Below are 13565 nucleotides of genomic sequence, written 5' to 3' on the forward strand. Positions count from 1 at the left end.
TGTTGGCGCGGGTGTGCGTTTCAGTCCAGCGGGCGGCGGCGGTGCCAGCCGGTGATGCGCTGGAAGGCCGCGCCCGCGCGCAGCAGCGTCGCCTCGTCCATCCGCGCCGCGACCAGCTGGAAGCCCAGCGGCAGTCCGCCGGGGGTGAAGCCACCGGGCAGGGTGAGCGTGGGGTGGCCGGTCATGTCGAACGGGCAGGTGTAGCGCAGCAGCGCGCTCACGCGCCCGGGCTGCTCGCCGAGCGCCTGCATCTCGGCCACGGTGGGCGCTGCGAAGGGCTGCACCGGCGCCAGCAGCAGGTCGACGCTGTCGAACAGCGCATCGACCCGGCCGCGCAGCGCCATGCGGCGAAGGCGGATTCTCTGCAACTCGATGCCATGCACGGCGTGGCCCGCCTCGAGCACCGAGGCGAGCACCGCTCCGTAGGCATCGCGGTGCGCGGGGTAGGTGGCCTCGTGCGCCACCGCGGCCTCGACGGCGCACAGCGGGAACCAGTCGGCGACTGCCTGCGCCATGTCGGGCACGCGCAGTTCGACGGTGCGGACGCCGAGCGAGCGAAAGGCCTCCACCGCGCCGGCCAGCATTGCGCGCGTGACGGCATCGACGCCGTCGCCGTTCCACGCGGGATCGAAGCCGATGCACAGGCCTTGCGCGCCTTGGCCGGTGGCCGCGGCACAGTCGGGCACCGGGTCGGCGGCGGTGGTCGGGTCGTTCGCATCGCGGCCCGCGATGGCCGCGAACAGCAGCCCCGCGTCGACCGCGCTGCGCGCCATCGGCCCGACGTGGTCGAGCGAGGCCGCGAGTTCGAACACGCCGTGGCGGCTCACGCGGCCCCAGGTCGGCTTGAGGCCCGTGAGCCCGTTGGCCGCGCAGGGAAAGCGGATCGACCCTCCCGTGTCGGAGCCCAGCGCGCCGTGGCACAGGCCCGCCGCAACGGCCACGCCCGGGCCGCTGGACGACATGCCGGGCCAGTGCGCGGCGTTCCATGGGTTGACCGGCGGCGTGACGCTCGGGTGATGGTCGGCGTAGGCGCCCTCGGTCATCTGCAGCTTGCCCAGCAGCACGGCGCCCGCGTCCTTCAGGCGCTTCACCACGGTCGCGTCTTCGGTGGGAACGCGGTGCTCGTGGAGCGCCATGCCCGCGGCCGTGGGAATGCCTGCGGTTGCGCAGAGGTCCTTGACGGCGAGGGGCACGCCGTGCAGCGGACCGCGGTACCGGCCGGCCGCGATTTCGGCCTGCGCCGCTTCGGCCTGGGCCATCGCGGCGTCGGCGGTCAGGTGGGCGTAGCTGCGCAGGCGGCCGTCGAGCGCGGCGATGCGGTCGAGCTGTGCGCGCGTGGCCTGCACCGGCGAGACCTCGCGCTGCCGGATGGCCGCGGCCAGCGTGGCGATGTCGAGGCAGGGCAGATTCTGAAGATCAGAATATCTAAGCTCATCGGCTTCGGTGGGGTGACGCAAGGTGGTTCTCTTTCAGCTTTCGACGTGCCAATATTCCGGCCCCTGCGCGTTTGCCGCAAACCAGGATTTCTGCCTGATTCAATTCAGATTTACTGAACCATGGAACATCAACTGCCCCCGCTCAACGCCTTGCGCGCCTTCGAGGCCACCGCGCGCCATCTCTCGGTGAAGAACGCGGCCGACGAACTCTGCGTGACCCCGGGGGCCGTGAGCCAGCTCGTCAAGACGCTCGAGCTGCACCTTGGCGTGCAGCTGTTTCGCCGCGTCAACCGCGGCGTCTTCCTGACCGACGCGGGCCAGGCCTACCTGCCGCCGGTGCGCCATGCGTTCCGACAGATCAGCGATGCCACGCAGAAGGTGGCGGTGCCCGCGGAAACCGGCCTGCTCACCGTGAGCACCACGCCGTTCTTCGCCTCCGCGTGGCTGGTGCCGCGCCTCAAGTCCTTCCAGGACGCGCACCCCGACATCGACCTGCAGCTGCTCACCAGCCACGCGCTGGCCGACTTCGCGCGCGACGGCGTGGACGTCGCCATCCGCCACGGCATGGGCCACTACCCCGGGCTCGCGAGCCAGCGCGTGCTCACGGTCGAGATGGTGGCGGTCGCGTCGCCCGCGCTGGTGGCCCAGCTCGGCATGCCGGGCCAACCCGCCGACCTGCTTCGCTGGCCGCGCGTGAACGACGCGCAGCGCAAGGGCTGGCGTGCGTGGTTCGAGGCGCAGGGCGTACAAGACGCCGGGCCGGTGCGCGGCCCGTCCTTCGACGACGCGGGCCTGCTGTTGAAGGCCGTGCTCGCGGGGCAGGGCGCGGCCCTGCTGCCGGCTGCGATGATGGCGCCCGAGATCGCAGAAGGCCGGCTGGTTGCCCTTTGCGGCGCCAGCTGGATCGAAGACTTCGCGTACCACCTCGTGTGCCCGCAGAGCAGCTCGCAACGGCCCAAGGTGGCGGCGTTTCGTGACTGGCTGCTCGAAGCGGTCCGAAAGAAGCCCGTTTCGTCAGGTCGCCGCAAGACTGCATCGCCGACAGTCGAAGGCCCGGCCCCCGTGCCGCCGCGGCGCGCCGGTCTGCGGCGCGCCGCTTCCAGGACCCCATGAAGATTCCAAGACACCCGTTCCTGCGCCAGATGGCCGTCCGGCCGCGCCTGTTCATTGCCACGGCCATCGCCATCGCGGTCGGCGTGCTGTTGCCCTCGGCGGTGGAGGCGCACCTGGTCACGCGCCTGCTGATCGCCTGGAACACGGGCGCCTGCCTGTACGTGCTGCTGGCGGCCGTCATGATGACCCGCTCGTCGCAGCAGCACATGCGCTACCGCGCGAAGATGCAGGACGAGGGGCAGATCGTCATCCTCGTGCTGGTGGTCGTGTCGGCCATTGCGAGCCTGGCGGCCATCGGCGGCGAGCTCGCGGTGGTGAAGGACATGCACGGGCTCGAGAAGATCGCGCATGTCGCGCTGGCCGGGCTCACGGTGGTGTCTTCGTGGGCCTTCACGCAGGTCATGTTCACGCTGCACTACGCACACGGCTACTACGCCGCCGACCCGGCAGGCCCGGCCAGCGCAGCGGGTGGCCAGCGGCGCAAGCCCGGCATCCAGTTTCCGGACGACGACGCGCCGACCTACGGCGACTTCTTCTACTTCTCGGCGGTGATCGGCACCTCGGGGCAGACGGCGGACGTGTCTTTCGTGTCCAAGCCCATGCGGCGCATCGGCTCGGTGCATTGCATCCTGGCCTACCTGTTCAACACCACGGTGCTGGCGTTGCTCATCAACATCGGCGCGAGCCTGTTCTGAACACGATGGCACGCACATACGCACGCCCAAACCCACGCCCAAACCCACGCACGCACCCCAGCGCATACCCGCGCATTGCCGCCGCGGCCCTGCTGTGCCTCGCCCCCGTCGCGTGGGCGGACGACGATGCGGCCGAGCTGCCCTTCAAGCTCACCGTGGGCGCCTACCGCGTCTCGGGCGGCGGCCTTCCTTCCGGGCCGGGGCTGGACCTGAACCTTCGCTACACCTACGGCGACGGCAACGTGTGGGTCGGCTGGTTCCGCTCGCCGGTGCTCGACTTCGCGCAGCCGCGCGTGGGCTGGGACCACACCTTCACCTGGGGGCCGGTGCGGGTGCTGCCGTCGCTGCAGGCGGCGTCCGGCGGGTTCGTGGGCGGCAGCCTGGCCGTGGAGACGGGCGACAGCTGGTTCGTGGGCGCGGGGCTGGGCCGCACCAACCTGCGCAACTACGCGAACCTCAACTTCGACCCGAACGACTCGTACACCGTGTACGGCGGCTACAAATGGACGGACGGCACCGCGCTGTCGCTCTCGCTGATCCGGGACAACCGCCTGAACCCCGACCAGCAGGACGTGCACCTCGTCTACCGCCTGCCGCTGCCCGAGCGTCAACGCCTGACGGTCGACCTGCTGGCCAAGCAGGGCACGGTCGAAGGGCAGTTCATTCGCCGCGCCGGACTCACCGTCACCTACGACTGGCCGCGCTGGTTCGTCCGTGTGGCGTACGACCCGAAGGTGAATTTCACGCCGCAGAACATGGTGCGGTTGTCGGTGGGGACGCGGTTCTAGTTTTTCCTTTGCCCGAAGGGGAAGGGCGCGATGCGGGCTACAGCAGCTCGATTCCCGGCAGGCTCTTGAAGCAGCTCTCGCGCGTGACGCGCACGAAGTCCGCGAGCCATGGCTGCGCCGACGCGCCCTGCGTGCACGACATCCACTCGCCGCGGGTGCCCTCGGTTGACGAGATCGTGCGCCTCATGGGCAAGGCCGCCGGCGTGGTGCCGCACGAGAGCCTGTGGATCAACCCCGACTGCGGCCTGAAGACCCGCGGCTGGCCCGAGACCGAGGCGGCGCTGTCGAACATGGTCACGGCGGCCAAGCTGTTGCGCAGGGAATTGGCGGCCGCCTGAGCGCAGGCGCCAAAATGGCGCCATGCTTTTCCTGAACCGCCTTCATCTTCTCGCTTCCCCTCGCATCTTCCTGTCGCTGCTGTTGCCCCTGGCGCCCCTGGTGTTCGCCGTCCCATTGACGGGCTGGGCCCAGGGCCGCGCCGAGGCCCTGCTTCAGTTCGAAGGGGTGCAGGCGCGCTACCAGGCGTCCTACGCACCGGGCGCCGTCGCGCGCGGCGCGAAGGAACTGCTCGAGCCCGACGACCAGGCCATCGCGGGCAAGGCGCTCAAGGCGCTCGACACGGCCGCCGGGCGCGCATTCAACGTCAAGGCGTCGGTGGCGGCCATCCAGCAGGAAGTGGCCTCGGCCGGCCATGGCGGCGCCGCGCCCAGCCCTGAATTGCGGGCCGCCGTGGCCCGCTTCGCCAAGCTGCGTGCCGACTACAACGCCATGAGCGAGGCCGGCCGGGCCGAGTTCTTCAACCGCGAGCGCGCCCGCCCCGCCGATGCGGCGCGCACCGAGCTGCTCGAACGCATGAGCGTGGCCGACGTGCGAGAGGTCGACTTCTCCAGCCAGTTGCTCATGAGCGCGGTCGTCAAGCAGCTTGCGCGCGGCAACGGCGGCCAGCTCAGCGGCCTGCCCGACAGCACGCTGGACATGGCGCTCGACACGCTGTGGTCGCGCGGCGTGACCTCCACGCGCCCGCGCAACCTGCTGATCGTGGCGCGCGAGTTCGAGAAGCAGGTCACGCAGGCGCTGATCGCGGCCACGCCCGACGCCGACGTGGCGGCCCTGCTGGCATGGCGCAACGACCCGCAGGCCGCGGCCGAGCGCGAGGCGCTGGTGGGCACCTACCGCGCCGAGGTCAAGGGCAGCGGCGGGGTGGCGCTGCGCACGCTGGTGCGGTCCTGGCCGCGGTCCTGAGACCCGAGGCTTCCCGCAACGGTGCACGGCGGCTGGCATGCAACCTGCTTGACCTTGGTGCCGCCAAGCAGTCGCTTGACGAATTAGAGAAAAAGTACGCAAACTAAAAAGCGGATTCCGGATCCGCCTTTGGCGGTGCGTGTCAGTGCGTTTGCGCACAGAAAGGGCAGTTGAGTTAGCGACGCCAGAAAGTTCCTCGTCATTGTTTCAGTTTCATGAACACTGCGATTCGATTCGAATAGGGTTTTCCCTAGGAGTCGCGGTGCACACTTGCGGCACCCAAAAGCCGAACAAAGAAAGAACTGAAATGAAGACCTCGAACATCCTCGCCGCCGCCGCTCTGTCCCTGCTCGCCGCCGCCGGCGCCCACGCAGAAACCTACGAAGGCGTGCAAGCCGTGACCTCCGGCTACAGCCGTGCCGATGTGGCACCCCAAGCCGTTGCAGCCGCTCGCGCCGGCAACGTGTACGGCGACGGCGTCTCGTCGGCCGTGGCTCCCGCCCTGACCGCATCGGCCGACCGCGCCACCATCCGCACCGAAGCCGTGGCTGCCGCTCACGCTCCCGGCCAGAACCTGCGCCGCGAATCGTTCGCCGACAGCGTGGTGCCCGCCCAAGCCAAGGCCCGCACCTTCACGCGCCAAGCCGGCCTGTAATTGAAAGCGGCGCAAGCCGCTTCGATTCCCGTGCCCAAAACCGGACCCTGCGAAAGCAGCGTCCGGTTTTTTCATTGGGCTTCGGGCTTGTGTTTGTGCTTCGCCCCGTGCCGGTGGCAGTCGTGCGCGTGGTCGTCCACGATGCCCGTGGCCTGCATCCACGCATAGACGATCACCGGCCCGACGAACTTGAAGCCGCGCTTTTTCAGCGCCGCCGAGATCTCTTCCGACAGCGGCGTCTTCACCGGCACGCTGCCGGTGCGGTTCACGATGGGCTTGCCGCCGGCCATGCCCCAGATGAATGCCGAGAAGTCTTCGCCCGCCGCCTGCATCGCGAGATAGGCGCGCGCGTTGCCGATGGTCGCCTCGATCTTCGAGCGCGAGCGCACGATGCCGGCGTCCTGCAGCAGCCGCTCGATGTCGGCCTCCGTGAACTTGACGATCTTCTCGGGCACGAAGCCCTTGAACGCCTTGCGGAAGGCGTCGCGCTTGCGCAGGATGGTGAGCCACGACAACCCGGCCTGGAAGCCGTCGAGCATGAGCTTCTCCCACAGCGCGCGGCTGTCGTGCTCGGGCACGCCCCATTCGGCGTCGTGGTAGGCCGCCAGCAGCGGGTCGGTCTGCGCCCAGGCGCAGCGGATCTTGTCGGTGGTGTTACTCATTGTTCGGGTCTTCGCTCGGCTATGGTCGGGAGGTTGTTCTGGAACGAGGGGTCACGCGGATGCAGCATTTTCGATTTTCATTGTCTGCCCTGTCGGCGGTTGTCCTCGGCCTCGGTTTTCTGGGTGCAGGCGCGCATGCCGACGTGCTCAGGAAGCCCCAGCTCGACCGGCTCGCCGCCGCGTGGCAAGCGGGCAAGCCCCCCGCGAACTTCAACGCCTTTCTCGCGCAGGCCGCCAAGGCCGAGCCCACGCTGAAGCCGGGCGTGGCCGCGTACCGTGCCAGGAAGCCGCTGGCCGGCGACGACCTCGTGAACATCGCGCGCCTGCTCGGCCTGTACAACCGCCTGCAGAACCAGCAGGCCGTGATCGCGAGCATCGGCACCATGGTGGCGATTCCCACGGTGCGCAACGTGCAGGTGCCGCCCCATGAAAGCCCGCAGATCCTCGAGTTCGGCAAGCTGGTCGAGAAGATGGCGGGCGACTTCGGCCTTGCGTACCGCAACGTCGACAACCGCATCTTCGAAGTCAGCCTGAAGGGCAAGGGCAGCGAGGAGTTCGGCATCCTCACGCATGCCGACGTGGTGCCCGCGGTGCTGTCCGAATGGGTGCTCGACGACGGCACGCGGCTCGATCCGTTCAAGATGCAGCGCGTGGGCGACTTTCTCTACGGCCGCGGCACCATCGACGACAAGGGCTCCATCGCCGCGGTGCTCTACGCCATGAAGGCCGTGAAAGACAGCGGCCTGCCCATCGATCGCAGCATCCGCCTGATGATCGAGACCACCGAGGAAACCGGCGGTGACGCGATGCAGTACTACCGCACCAAAACGCAGCTGCCGGCCTACAACATCGTGCTCGACAGCAAGTACCCGGCGGTGGTGGCCGAGAAGGGCTCGGGCGCGCTGAAGGTGCTGTTTGCGGCCGAGCCGGCCGATGACGCATCGACGGCCATCACGGCGATGAGCGGGGCCGCATCGGCCAATGCGATCTCGCAGACCGCAACGGCCACGCTCAAGGGCGGCGACCTCGCGGGCGTCGCGGCAAAGCTGGAAGCCGCCAAGCCGGGCTTCCTGCAGAAGTACGAAGGGCAGGGCGGCAAGTTTTCGATCGACATCGCGCGCGGGGCCGACAGCATCGAGCTCAGGGTCACGGGCATTTCGGCGCACGGCTCGCGCCCCGAGGAAGGCGTGAACCCGCTGCCGCGCCTCGCGCTGTTCCTGCAGGAAAGCGGCGCGCCGCTGGCCGCCAACCACTACCTGAAGGCCGTGAAGTACATCGACGCGCTCTATGGCACCGGCTACCTCGGCGAGAAGATGGGCCTGGGCTACGCCGACGACTTCATGGGCCCGCTGACCTTCTCGCCCAACCTCGTGCGCATGGGCAAGGACGACAGGCAGCTCGAGGTCACGGTCAACGTGCGCATGCCGCGCGGCCGCACGCCCGACGAACTGAAGGCGCAGGTCACGTCGAAGATCGACGCCTGGGCGAGCGCCAACGGCGTGAAGCTCGAGGTGGCCTACGACCAGGGCAACTGGATGGCGCGCGACCCCAAGGGCGCGTGGCTGTCCACGCTGCTGAACATCTACGGCGACACCACCGGCCTGGAGGCCAAGCCCGTGCCCACGGCCGGCAGCACCACCGCCAAGCTGATGCCCAACGCCATCAACTTCGGCCCCGCGATGCCGGGCAAGAAGTACACGGCGCACAACGCCAAGGAATACAAGGAAGTGCCCGACCTCGACGCCGACATGCAGATGTTCACCGAGATGCTGGTGCGCATCGGCAACCTGCAGCAGATGCAGTAGGCACGGGCCGGGCCGTCTGCGCGGGCTGCTGCAGGGCGAACCCTTTTAGCTCGAGCAGTTCGTCCAGGATGGGGCAGGCGGGCTGGTGATCGCCCAGGCACAGGCTGGCCAGGCGCTCGAGCACCTGCTTCGTGTCCCGCAGTTCCTCGATGCGCGATTCGAGTGCCTCGGTGCGCGTCAGGGCGATGCGCTTCACGTCGGCGCTCGTGCGGTGCGTGTCCTGGCGAAGCGCGAGCAGCCTGGCGATGTCGCTCATGCCGAAGCCCAGCGCGTACGCCCTGCGGGTGAAGCGCAGCACGCCGATGTGTTCCTGCGTGTACCGGGCTTCGGAAGTGCCGATGCGACCGTTGCCGCGCAACAGGCCGCGGGCCTCGCACTGGTGCAACAACCGCTGCGAGACACCCGCGCGGGCCATGAGTTCGTCGAGGCCGAAGCGGCGGCCATCGTCCGCGGCGTGGTCGGGCGTGCCTGCTTCGGGGCGCGCCTGCGGTGCGTTGGCGGTGGCGCTGGTGTCGTGGGTGCGAGGGTTCATGCGACCTCCTGTTGAAGAGGGTCGAAGTCTTCCGTTTCGCACGGTGTCAAGGTCAAGCGGCCGGGCCGTTTTCCCCTGGCGCCGAAAGGGCGATGCGCCTCGCGTGGCGCATCGGCGGCCTACCCCAGCCTGTGCGCGTGCAGCACGGCCTTGAGCCGCCGCACCTCGTGCTGCAGATCGAGGATCAGCGCCGCGGCATCGAGCCCCACGCCGAAGTCGCGCTCCAGCCGCCGCGCTTCCAGCGCGTGCTGCAGGTCGGCGCTGGAGAACTGCCAGCGCTCGGGCTGCGTCTCGGTGGTTTCGATGTGCAGGATGCCGACCTCGACCAGCTGCACGACCCACGCGGTGTCGGCGCCGACGGCGTGCGCCAGTTCGTTGGCCGCCAGCGGCTGCGAGGCGCTGATGGCGGTGGTGGTTGTCAGTGTGAAATTCACCATGCTCAGACTCCCAGATGCTGGCGTGGGTGGAACGATGCCGTGGCTTGCGCCAGCTGTTCGTAGGCCTTGCGGGCCTCGTCGCTGTCGGCGGGCGGCAGGGCGATGTCGATCAGCAGGTACAGGTCGCCCGGTGTCTTGCCCGCGAGCCCGCGGCCTTTCAGCCGCAGCTTCAGGCCGTTGCGCGCGTTGCGCGGCACCGTGACCTCGACCACGCCGCCGGTGGGCGTGGGCACCTGCACCTGCGCGCCCAGCGCCGCCTCGGCGGGCGTGACGGGCAGCGTCATGTACAGGTCGCGCTCTTCCACGCGGTAGAGCGTGTGCGGCGCGATGCGCACCTCGAGGTACAGGTCGCCCGCGCCTTCGCCGCCGTGGCCCGGCATGCCTTGCCCCGCGAGGCGGATGAACTGGCCCGGGTGCACGCCCGGCGGGATCTTCACGCTGAGCGTGCGGTTCTCCCACTGCGGGTGGCCCTGCGCGTCGACGGTCTGCGCGCGCAGCGTGATCTCGCGCTCGACGCCGTTGAGCGCGTCTTCCAGCGCGATCTCGATGGCCGCATGGTGGTCTTCGCCGCGCGCGCGAAAGTTCTGCCGCGTGGCGCCGCGGCGCTCGGCCTCGCCGAACAGCGACGAGAAGAACTCGCTGAAGTCGGCATGGTCGGCCGGGCCCTGGCGTGGGCCGCGGTGGAACTCAAAGCCTTCGTCCCAGCCCGGCGGCGGCTGGAAGCCGCCCTCGGGGTGGCCGCCGCGCGCGACACGGTCGGCCAGCGCGTCGTAGGCGGCGCGCTTTTCCTTGTCGCCGAGAACGTCCTTGGCCTCGTTGATGTCGCGCATGCGCTGCTCGGCGTCGGGCTCCTTGCTGACGTCGGGGTGGTACTTGCGGGCGAGCTTGCGGTAGGCCTTGCGCACTTCGTCGTCGGACGCGGTGCGCTCGATGCCCAGGGCGCTGTAGTAGTCCTTGAAATCCATGGTGTGTGGCGGTTCGTTGGGTGGACAGCTTGGCGGGTCTGGGCTCGGGCGCCGGGTCGGCGCTAGGCCAGCGACGCCTCGCCGTCGGCATGCCGCAACAGCGGCGTTACGCCCCATGTGGGGCCTGTGCGTTCGAATCGCAATGGCTGCGCATTGCCCATCAGCTGGAAATCGACCGGCACGCCCAAGAGCGCCGCCAGCACGTACAGCGTGCCGCCGTGCGCCACCACCAGCACCGGGCCGGGCTGCTGCAGCGCGGCGTCGAGCGCGGCGCGCTTGCGCGTCACGAACTGCGCGAGCGTTTCGCCGCCCTCGGGCTCGCAGGCCCAGTCGATGTTGGCCGACGAGGTGCCGATGAGCGCGCCGAAGTTGCGCTCGCGCAGCGTCTCGTGCGCGGTGGGCGTCAGGCGCAGCGAGGCGGCCACGGTGTGGGCCGTGTCGAAGGCGCGCCGCGCGTCGCTGCACACGATGGTGCGGATCGGCTCGCCCGCCAGCAGCTCTGCCGCCCGCGCGGCCTGCTGCAGGCCCAGTTCGCTCAGCGGCTCGTCGGGCGCCTGGAACACGCGCTGCGCGTTGCGGCCGGTCTGGCCGTGGCGCAGGAAGTAGAAATGGTCGCAGGCCGGCGCAAGCGGCTGCGCCTGGGCGATGCGGATCAGCTCGTCGAGCCCGCCGGCGGCGGTGTGGGTGGGTGGGTTCTGTGATGACATGGTTTGCAGTATCGGTGGGCTCATGCCTGCGGGCTCATGGCTGTGAGCTCAATAGGCCAGCTGCAGCGGCTTGCCTTCGCGCTGCGCCTGCACGTCGGCCGGGTGGAACGGCAGCGCGTGCCACTGCTTGGCCGCGAACAGCGGCAGCTGGTCGTACGCGCGCGGCGAAGCCAGGTCGCTGCTCTGCCCGTAGGTGAGCAGGCCCTGCGCAACCGGGCCGCGCTCGTCGAAGGTCACGACCTGCATGTAGCTGCTGCCGTAGTTGACGTTGTAGCCCTTCGGGTCGATCAGCGACTGCCCCTGCGACTCCAGCTTGTTGAGCACGCCCTCGAACTCGTCGCCGCCGTGCAGCGCGATCTGCTGGCCGCGCACCTGGCGCGACTGCGGCACGCCCAGCGCCACGTCGGCCGCGAAGCCGGCGGTGCGCAGCGTGGTGACGGCGTCGCCCACCGCCTTGAACACCGCTTCGCGCGTGGCGGGCGTGGCCATGTCCAGGCCGGCCGGCGTGGTCACGGGCTGTGCCGGGTCGAAGGGCTGGCGCCACACCTTCGGAATGTCCTTGGCCTTGCGCCAGAACTCGCGGAACAGCGCGGCGCCCTTCGAGTCGGCGTTGCTGGTGCGGTCCCATGCGCCCAGCACGCGGCAGCCCTGCGACTGCTCCACCGTGAGCGACGCGCCCGCGCCGGCACAGGCCGCGCGCAGGTCGTCCATCACCAGCATGCCGGCCAGGTTCCTGTCGCGGAAGATCACGCTGCGCAGCTCGGCCGCGCCCATGCGGTTGCCCGGCAGGCCGTCGCTGCCGGCCAGGCGGCCTTCGATTTCCATGACGGCGCTGCGCGTGCGCAGCCGCTGCGGCACGCCGATGGGGCCGACCAGCGGGGACACGCCGGCCATCGGCGCCACGCGCGGGTTGGCGAGCCAGAAGCTGTCGTTGCTGTTCTGCACGTAGTCGGGCGTCACCAGCACCGGCATGCGTGCCGGCGCGATGATGCCGGGCGCGGCCGCCGCGGCGTCGCGGTTCCAGGCGCAGGCGCTGCGCGAACCGTCGAGCACCGGCAGGCCCGCTGCGTTGAGCAGCGCGGCGGCGGCGGGCGAGGGGGCGCAGGCGCGCAGCATGTCGGCCGACACGTCGGGCACCACCGACAGGTCGGCGTACATCGCGTTGCCGTCGCGGTCGGCCGCGATGGTGTTGATCCACGGCATGCCCTGGTTGCCCATGGCGGCGCGGAGTTCGGCCACGTTGCGGGCCTGTGCCATCTTCATCCAGCTCTCGGCGGAGCGCACGTTGAGCGTGTTGGCGTCGCGGATGGCGTAGGCCTTCTGCGCGGTCCAGCCCAGGCCGGCGCGCGGCAGCGAGATCACCGGGCCCCAGTCGGTCGCATAGAAGGTGTGCTGAACGGCGGGGCCGTTGCCACCCGTGGCGGCGGCCGGCAGCACCACGGTGCGCGCCACCATCTTCTTCGGCTGGCCGTCGACCCAGTACACGGTCGGGTCGTTGGGGTCGAGCTTGAGCTCGTACAGCGTGAAGCGCTTGCCGGTCGACACGGTGTGCGTCCAGGCCACGTCCTTGTTGAAGCCGATCGACACCACCGGGCTCAGGCCGCCGGTGGCGCCCATCACGTCGAGCTGGCCGGGAATGGTCAGGTGCATCTGCCAGAAGCGGTTGGTGCCGTTCCACGGAAAGTGCGGGTTGCCCAGCAGCAGGCCGCGGCCGTCCGGCGTGGCGTTGCGCCCGAAGGCCCAGCCGTTGGAGCCCAGTTCGCCGCCTTCGGGGTTGGCGTTGAAGCTGTGGCGGCCGATTTCTGCGACGGCTTCCTTCAGGCCGACCGGCGCGGCGCCGGCCTTGGTGCCGGGCGCCGGCGGCACGGCGGCCAGCACCGCGCCGGCCAGCGCGCCCAGGCCGCCCTGGATCATCGATTGCTCGGTGGCGCGCGCCAGGTCGTTGGGGGTCATCGGGCGTACCCAGGGCTTGCCGCGGCAGGCGGAGGGCAGGCCCCGGCCGCCGTTCGCGCCTGCGTCCTGCAGGTAGCGGTTGTAGCCCGCCACATAGCCGCGCAAGGCGGCCTGCACCTCGGGGCTGGTGGTGGCGCCCGCGCGGGCCAGCGCCGCGTCGTCCATGTGGTAGCGGATGAACAGGTCGATCTGCGCGTTGGGCACGCGGCCCAGGCCCAGGTCGCCCGTGTTCTGCGCGCCCAGGAACTGCGAGCGCTCGCCGCGCAGCGTGAGCAGGTGCTCGGCGGTCTGGCAGACGTTGTCCTGCGCGTGCGCGTAGGCGCTGCCGTAGGCCAGGCCTTCGTAGTCGGGCGCCGTGATGTGCGCGATGCCGAAGGTGGTGCGCTCGATGGTCACGCTGCGCGCGCCGGGCGGCGGCGCGCTGGCGCAGGCGGCCAGCAGGGCGGCTGAGCCCAGGGCGAGCGCCGTCAGCGAAAAGCGCGAGAAAGGGGAGAGCGAGAGCGGGGCGGTTGTCTTCTTGGGTGTCATGGTGCGGGCGTGTTGTTCTCGAATAAGACCGGGATCCGATTAAAAGA

13 protein-coding genes and 1 pseudogene are annotated in these 13565 nt (G+C 69.9%); 7 read left to right on the forward strand and 7 right to left on the reverse strand.

Translation table 11 applies throughout. The annotated features are described in order from the left end of the window. Window positions 1-20: 20 nt before the first annotated feature. Window positions 21-1457 carry an amidase gene (locus tag BM013_RS35880; protein WP_093134381.1) on the reverse strand — a complete coding sequence of 479 codons (1437 nt, stop codon included), beginning with the start codon at window positions 1455-1457 and terminating at the stop codon, window positions 21-23. 99 nt (window positions 1458-1556) lie between these two features. On the opposite strand from BM013_RS35880, the gene gcvA reads away from it, so the two are divergent. From gcvA to BM013_RS35910, 6 genes and pseudogenes are all read left to right on the forward strand, one after another. Next, window positions 1557-2549, forward strand: coding sequence for a transcriptional regulator GcvA (gene gcvA, locus BM013_RS35885; protein ID WP_093134384.1), 993 nt, complete (start codon window positions 1557-1559; stop codon window positions 2547-2549). Next, the gene (locus tag BM013_RS35890) at window positions 2546-3244 is read left to right on the forward strand and encodes a DUF1345 domain-containing protein (RefSeq protein ID WP_256221847.1); all 699 of its coding nucleotides are present in this window, start codon (window positions 2546-2548) and stop codon (window positions 3242-3244) included. The genes gcvA and BM013_RS35890 overlap by 4 nt, the downstream gene beginning before the upstream one ends. 5 nt (window positions 3245-3249) lie before the next feature. Beyond that, window positions 3250-4032, forward strand: a complete 783-nt coding sequence (locus tag BM013_RS35895) for a hypothetical protein (protein WP_256221848.1) — start codon at window positions 3250-3252, stop codon at window positions 4030-4032. A gap of 125 nt (window positions 4033-4157) precedes the next feature. Beyond that, a pseudogene (locus BM013_RS35900) lies at window positions 4158-4370 on the forward strand (hypothetical protein); the annotation flags it as partial. A gap of 22 nt (window positions 4371-4392) precedes the next feature. Further along, window positions 4393-5274, forward strand: a complete 882-nt coding sequence (locus BM013_RS35905) for a hypothetical protein (RefSeq protein WP_256221849.1) — start codon at window positions 4393-4395, stop codon at window positions 5272-5274. Between the two features lie 307 nt (window positions 5275-5581). Next, the gene (locus tag BM013_RS35910; protein WP_093134389.1) at window positions 5582-5929 is read left to right on the forward strand and encodes an alpha/beta hydrolase; all 348 of its coding nucleotides are present in this window, start codon (window positions 5582-5584) and stop codon (window positions 5927-5929) included. A 71-nt stretch (window positions 5930-6000) separates the two neighbouring features. On the opposite strand, the gene BM013_RS35915 is transcribed toward BM013_RS35910, so the two are convergent. Then, window positions 6001-6591 (reverse strand): DNA-3-methyladenine glycosylase I, encoded by a 591-nt coding sequence (locus BM013_RS35915; protein WP_093134391.1) that lies wholly within the window; start codon window positions 6589-6591, stop codon window positions 6001-6003. A gap of 59 nt (window positions 6592-6650) precedes the next feature. Between BM013_RS35915 and BM013_RS35920 the strand changes: the two genes are divergently transcribed. Then, the gene (locus tag BM013_RS35920) at window positions 6651-8396 is read left to right on the forward strand and encodes a dipeptidase (RefSeq protein WP_093134394.1); all 1746 of its coding nucleotides are present in this window, start codon (window positions 6651-6653) and stop codon (window positions 8394-8396) included. On the opposite strand, the gene BM013_RS35925 is transcribed toward BM013_RS35920, so the two are convergent. The 5 genes from BM013_RS35925 to BM013_RS35945 form a co-directional block, all read right to left on the reverse strand. Then, window positions 8350-8928 (reverse strand): MerR family DNA-binding protein, encoded by a 579-nt coding sequence (locus BM013_RS35925; protein ID WP_093134396.1) that lies wholly within the window; start codon window positions 8926-8928, stop codon window positions 8350-8352. The two genes, BM013_RS35920 and BM013_RS35925, sit on opposite strands and share 47 nt — an antisense overlap. 119 nt (window positions 8929-9047) lie before the next feature. Then, complete coding sequence (locus BM013_RS35930) at window positions 9048-9365, reverse strand: chaperone modulator CbpM (protein WP_093134398.1); 318 nt, start codon at window positions 9363-9365, stop codon at window positions 9048-9050. Between the two features lie 2 nt (window positions 9366-9367). After that, complete coding sequence (locus BM013_RS35935) at window positions 9368-10330, reverse strand: DnaJ C-terminal domain-containing protein (RefSeq protein ID WP_093134400.1); 963 nt, start codon at window positions 10328-10330, stop codon at window positions 9368-9370. Between the two features lie 62 nt (window positions 10331-10392). Beyond that, window positions 10393-11037 carry a histidine phosphatase family protein gene (locus BM013_RS35940; RefSeq protein ID WP_093134403.1) on the reverse strand — a complete coding sequence of 215 codons (645 nt, stop codon included), beginning with the start codon at window positions 11035-11037 and terminating at the stop codon, window positions 10393-10395. Between the two features lie 48 nt (window positions 11038-11085). Next, window positions 11086-13518 carry a penicillin acylase family protein gene (locus tag BM013_RS35945; RefSeq protein WP_093134406.1) on the reverse strand — a complete coding sequence of 811 codons (2433 nt, stop codon included), beginning with the start codon at window positions 13516-13518 and terminating at the stop codon, window positions 11086-11088. Window positions 13519-13565: the final 47 nt, after the last annotated feature.

It is taken from the genome of Variovorax sp. OK605 (assembly GCF_900115445.1).
In the GTDB taxonomy this organism is placed as follows: Bacteria; Pseudomonadota; Gammaproteobacteria; order Burkholderiales; family Burkholderiaceae_C; genus Variovorax.

Excerpts from the sequence above, each read along its gene's own strand:
- BM013_RS35890 (WP_256221847.1), top strand. The coding sequence starts at position 2,546 with ATGAAGATTCCAAGACACCCGTTCCTGCGCCAGATGGCCGTCCGGCCG.
- BM013_RS35945 (WP_093134406.1), bottom strand. The coding sequence starts at position 13,518 with ATGACACCCAAGAAGACAACCGCCCCGCTCTCGCTCTCCCCTTTCTCG.
- BM013_RS35935 (WP_093134400.1), bottom strand. The coding sequence starts at position 10,330 with ATGGATTTCAAGGACTACTACAGCGCCCTGGGCATCGAGCGCACCGCG.
- gcvA (WP_093134384.1), top strand. The coding sequence starts at position 1,557 with ATGGAACATCAACTGCCCCCGCTCAACGCCTTGCGCGCCTTCGAGGCC.
- BM013_RS35905 (WP_256221849.1), top strand. The coding sequence starts at position 4,393 with ATGCTTTTCCTGAACCGCCTTCATCTTCTCGCTTCCCCTCGCATCTTC.
- BM013_RS35910 (WP_093134389.1), top strand. The coding sequence starts at position 5,582 with ATGAAGACCTCGAACATCCTCGCCGCCGCCGCTCTGTCCCTGCTCGCC.
- BM013_RS35940 (WP_093134403.1), bottom strand. The coding sequence starts at position 11,037 with ATGTCATCACAGAACCCACCCACCCACACCGCCGCCGGCGGGCTCGAC.
- BM013_RS35925 (WP_093134396.1), bottom strand. The coding sequence starts at position 8,928 with ATGAACCCTCGCACCCACGACACCAGCGCCACCGCCAACGCACCGCAG.
- BM013_RS35915 (WP_093134391.1), bottom strand. The coding sequence starts at position 6,591 with ATGAGTAACACCACCGACAAGATCCGCTGCGCCTGGGCGCAGACCGAC.
- BM013_RS35920 (WP_093134394.1), top strand. The coding sequence starts at position 6,651 with ATGCAGCATTTTCGATTTTCATTGTCTGCCCTGTCGGCGGTTGTCCTC.
- BM013_RS35930 (WP_093134398.1), bottom strand. The coding sequence starts at position 9,365 with ATGGTGAATTTCACACTGACAACCACCACCGCCATCAGCGCCTCGCAG.
- BM013_RS35895 (WP_256221848.1), top strand. The coding sequence starts at position 3,250 with ATGGCACGCACATACGCACGCCCAAACCCACGCCCAAACCCACGCACG.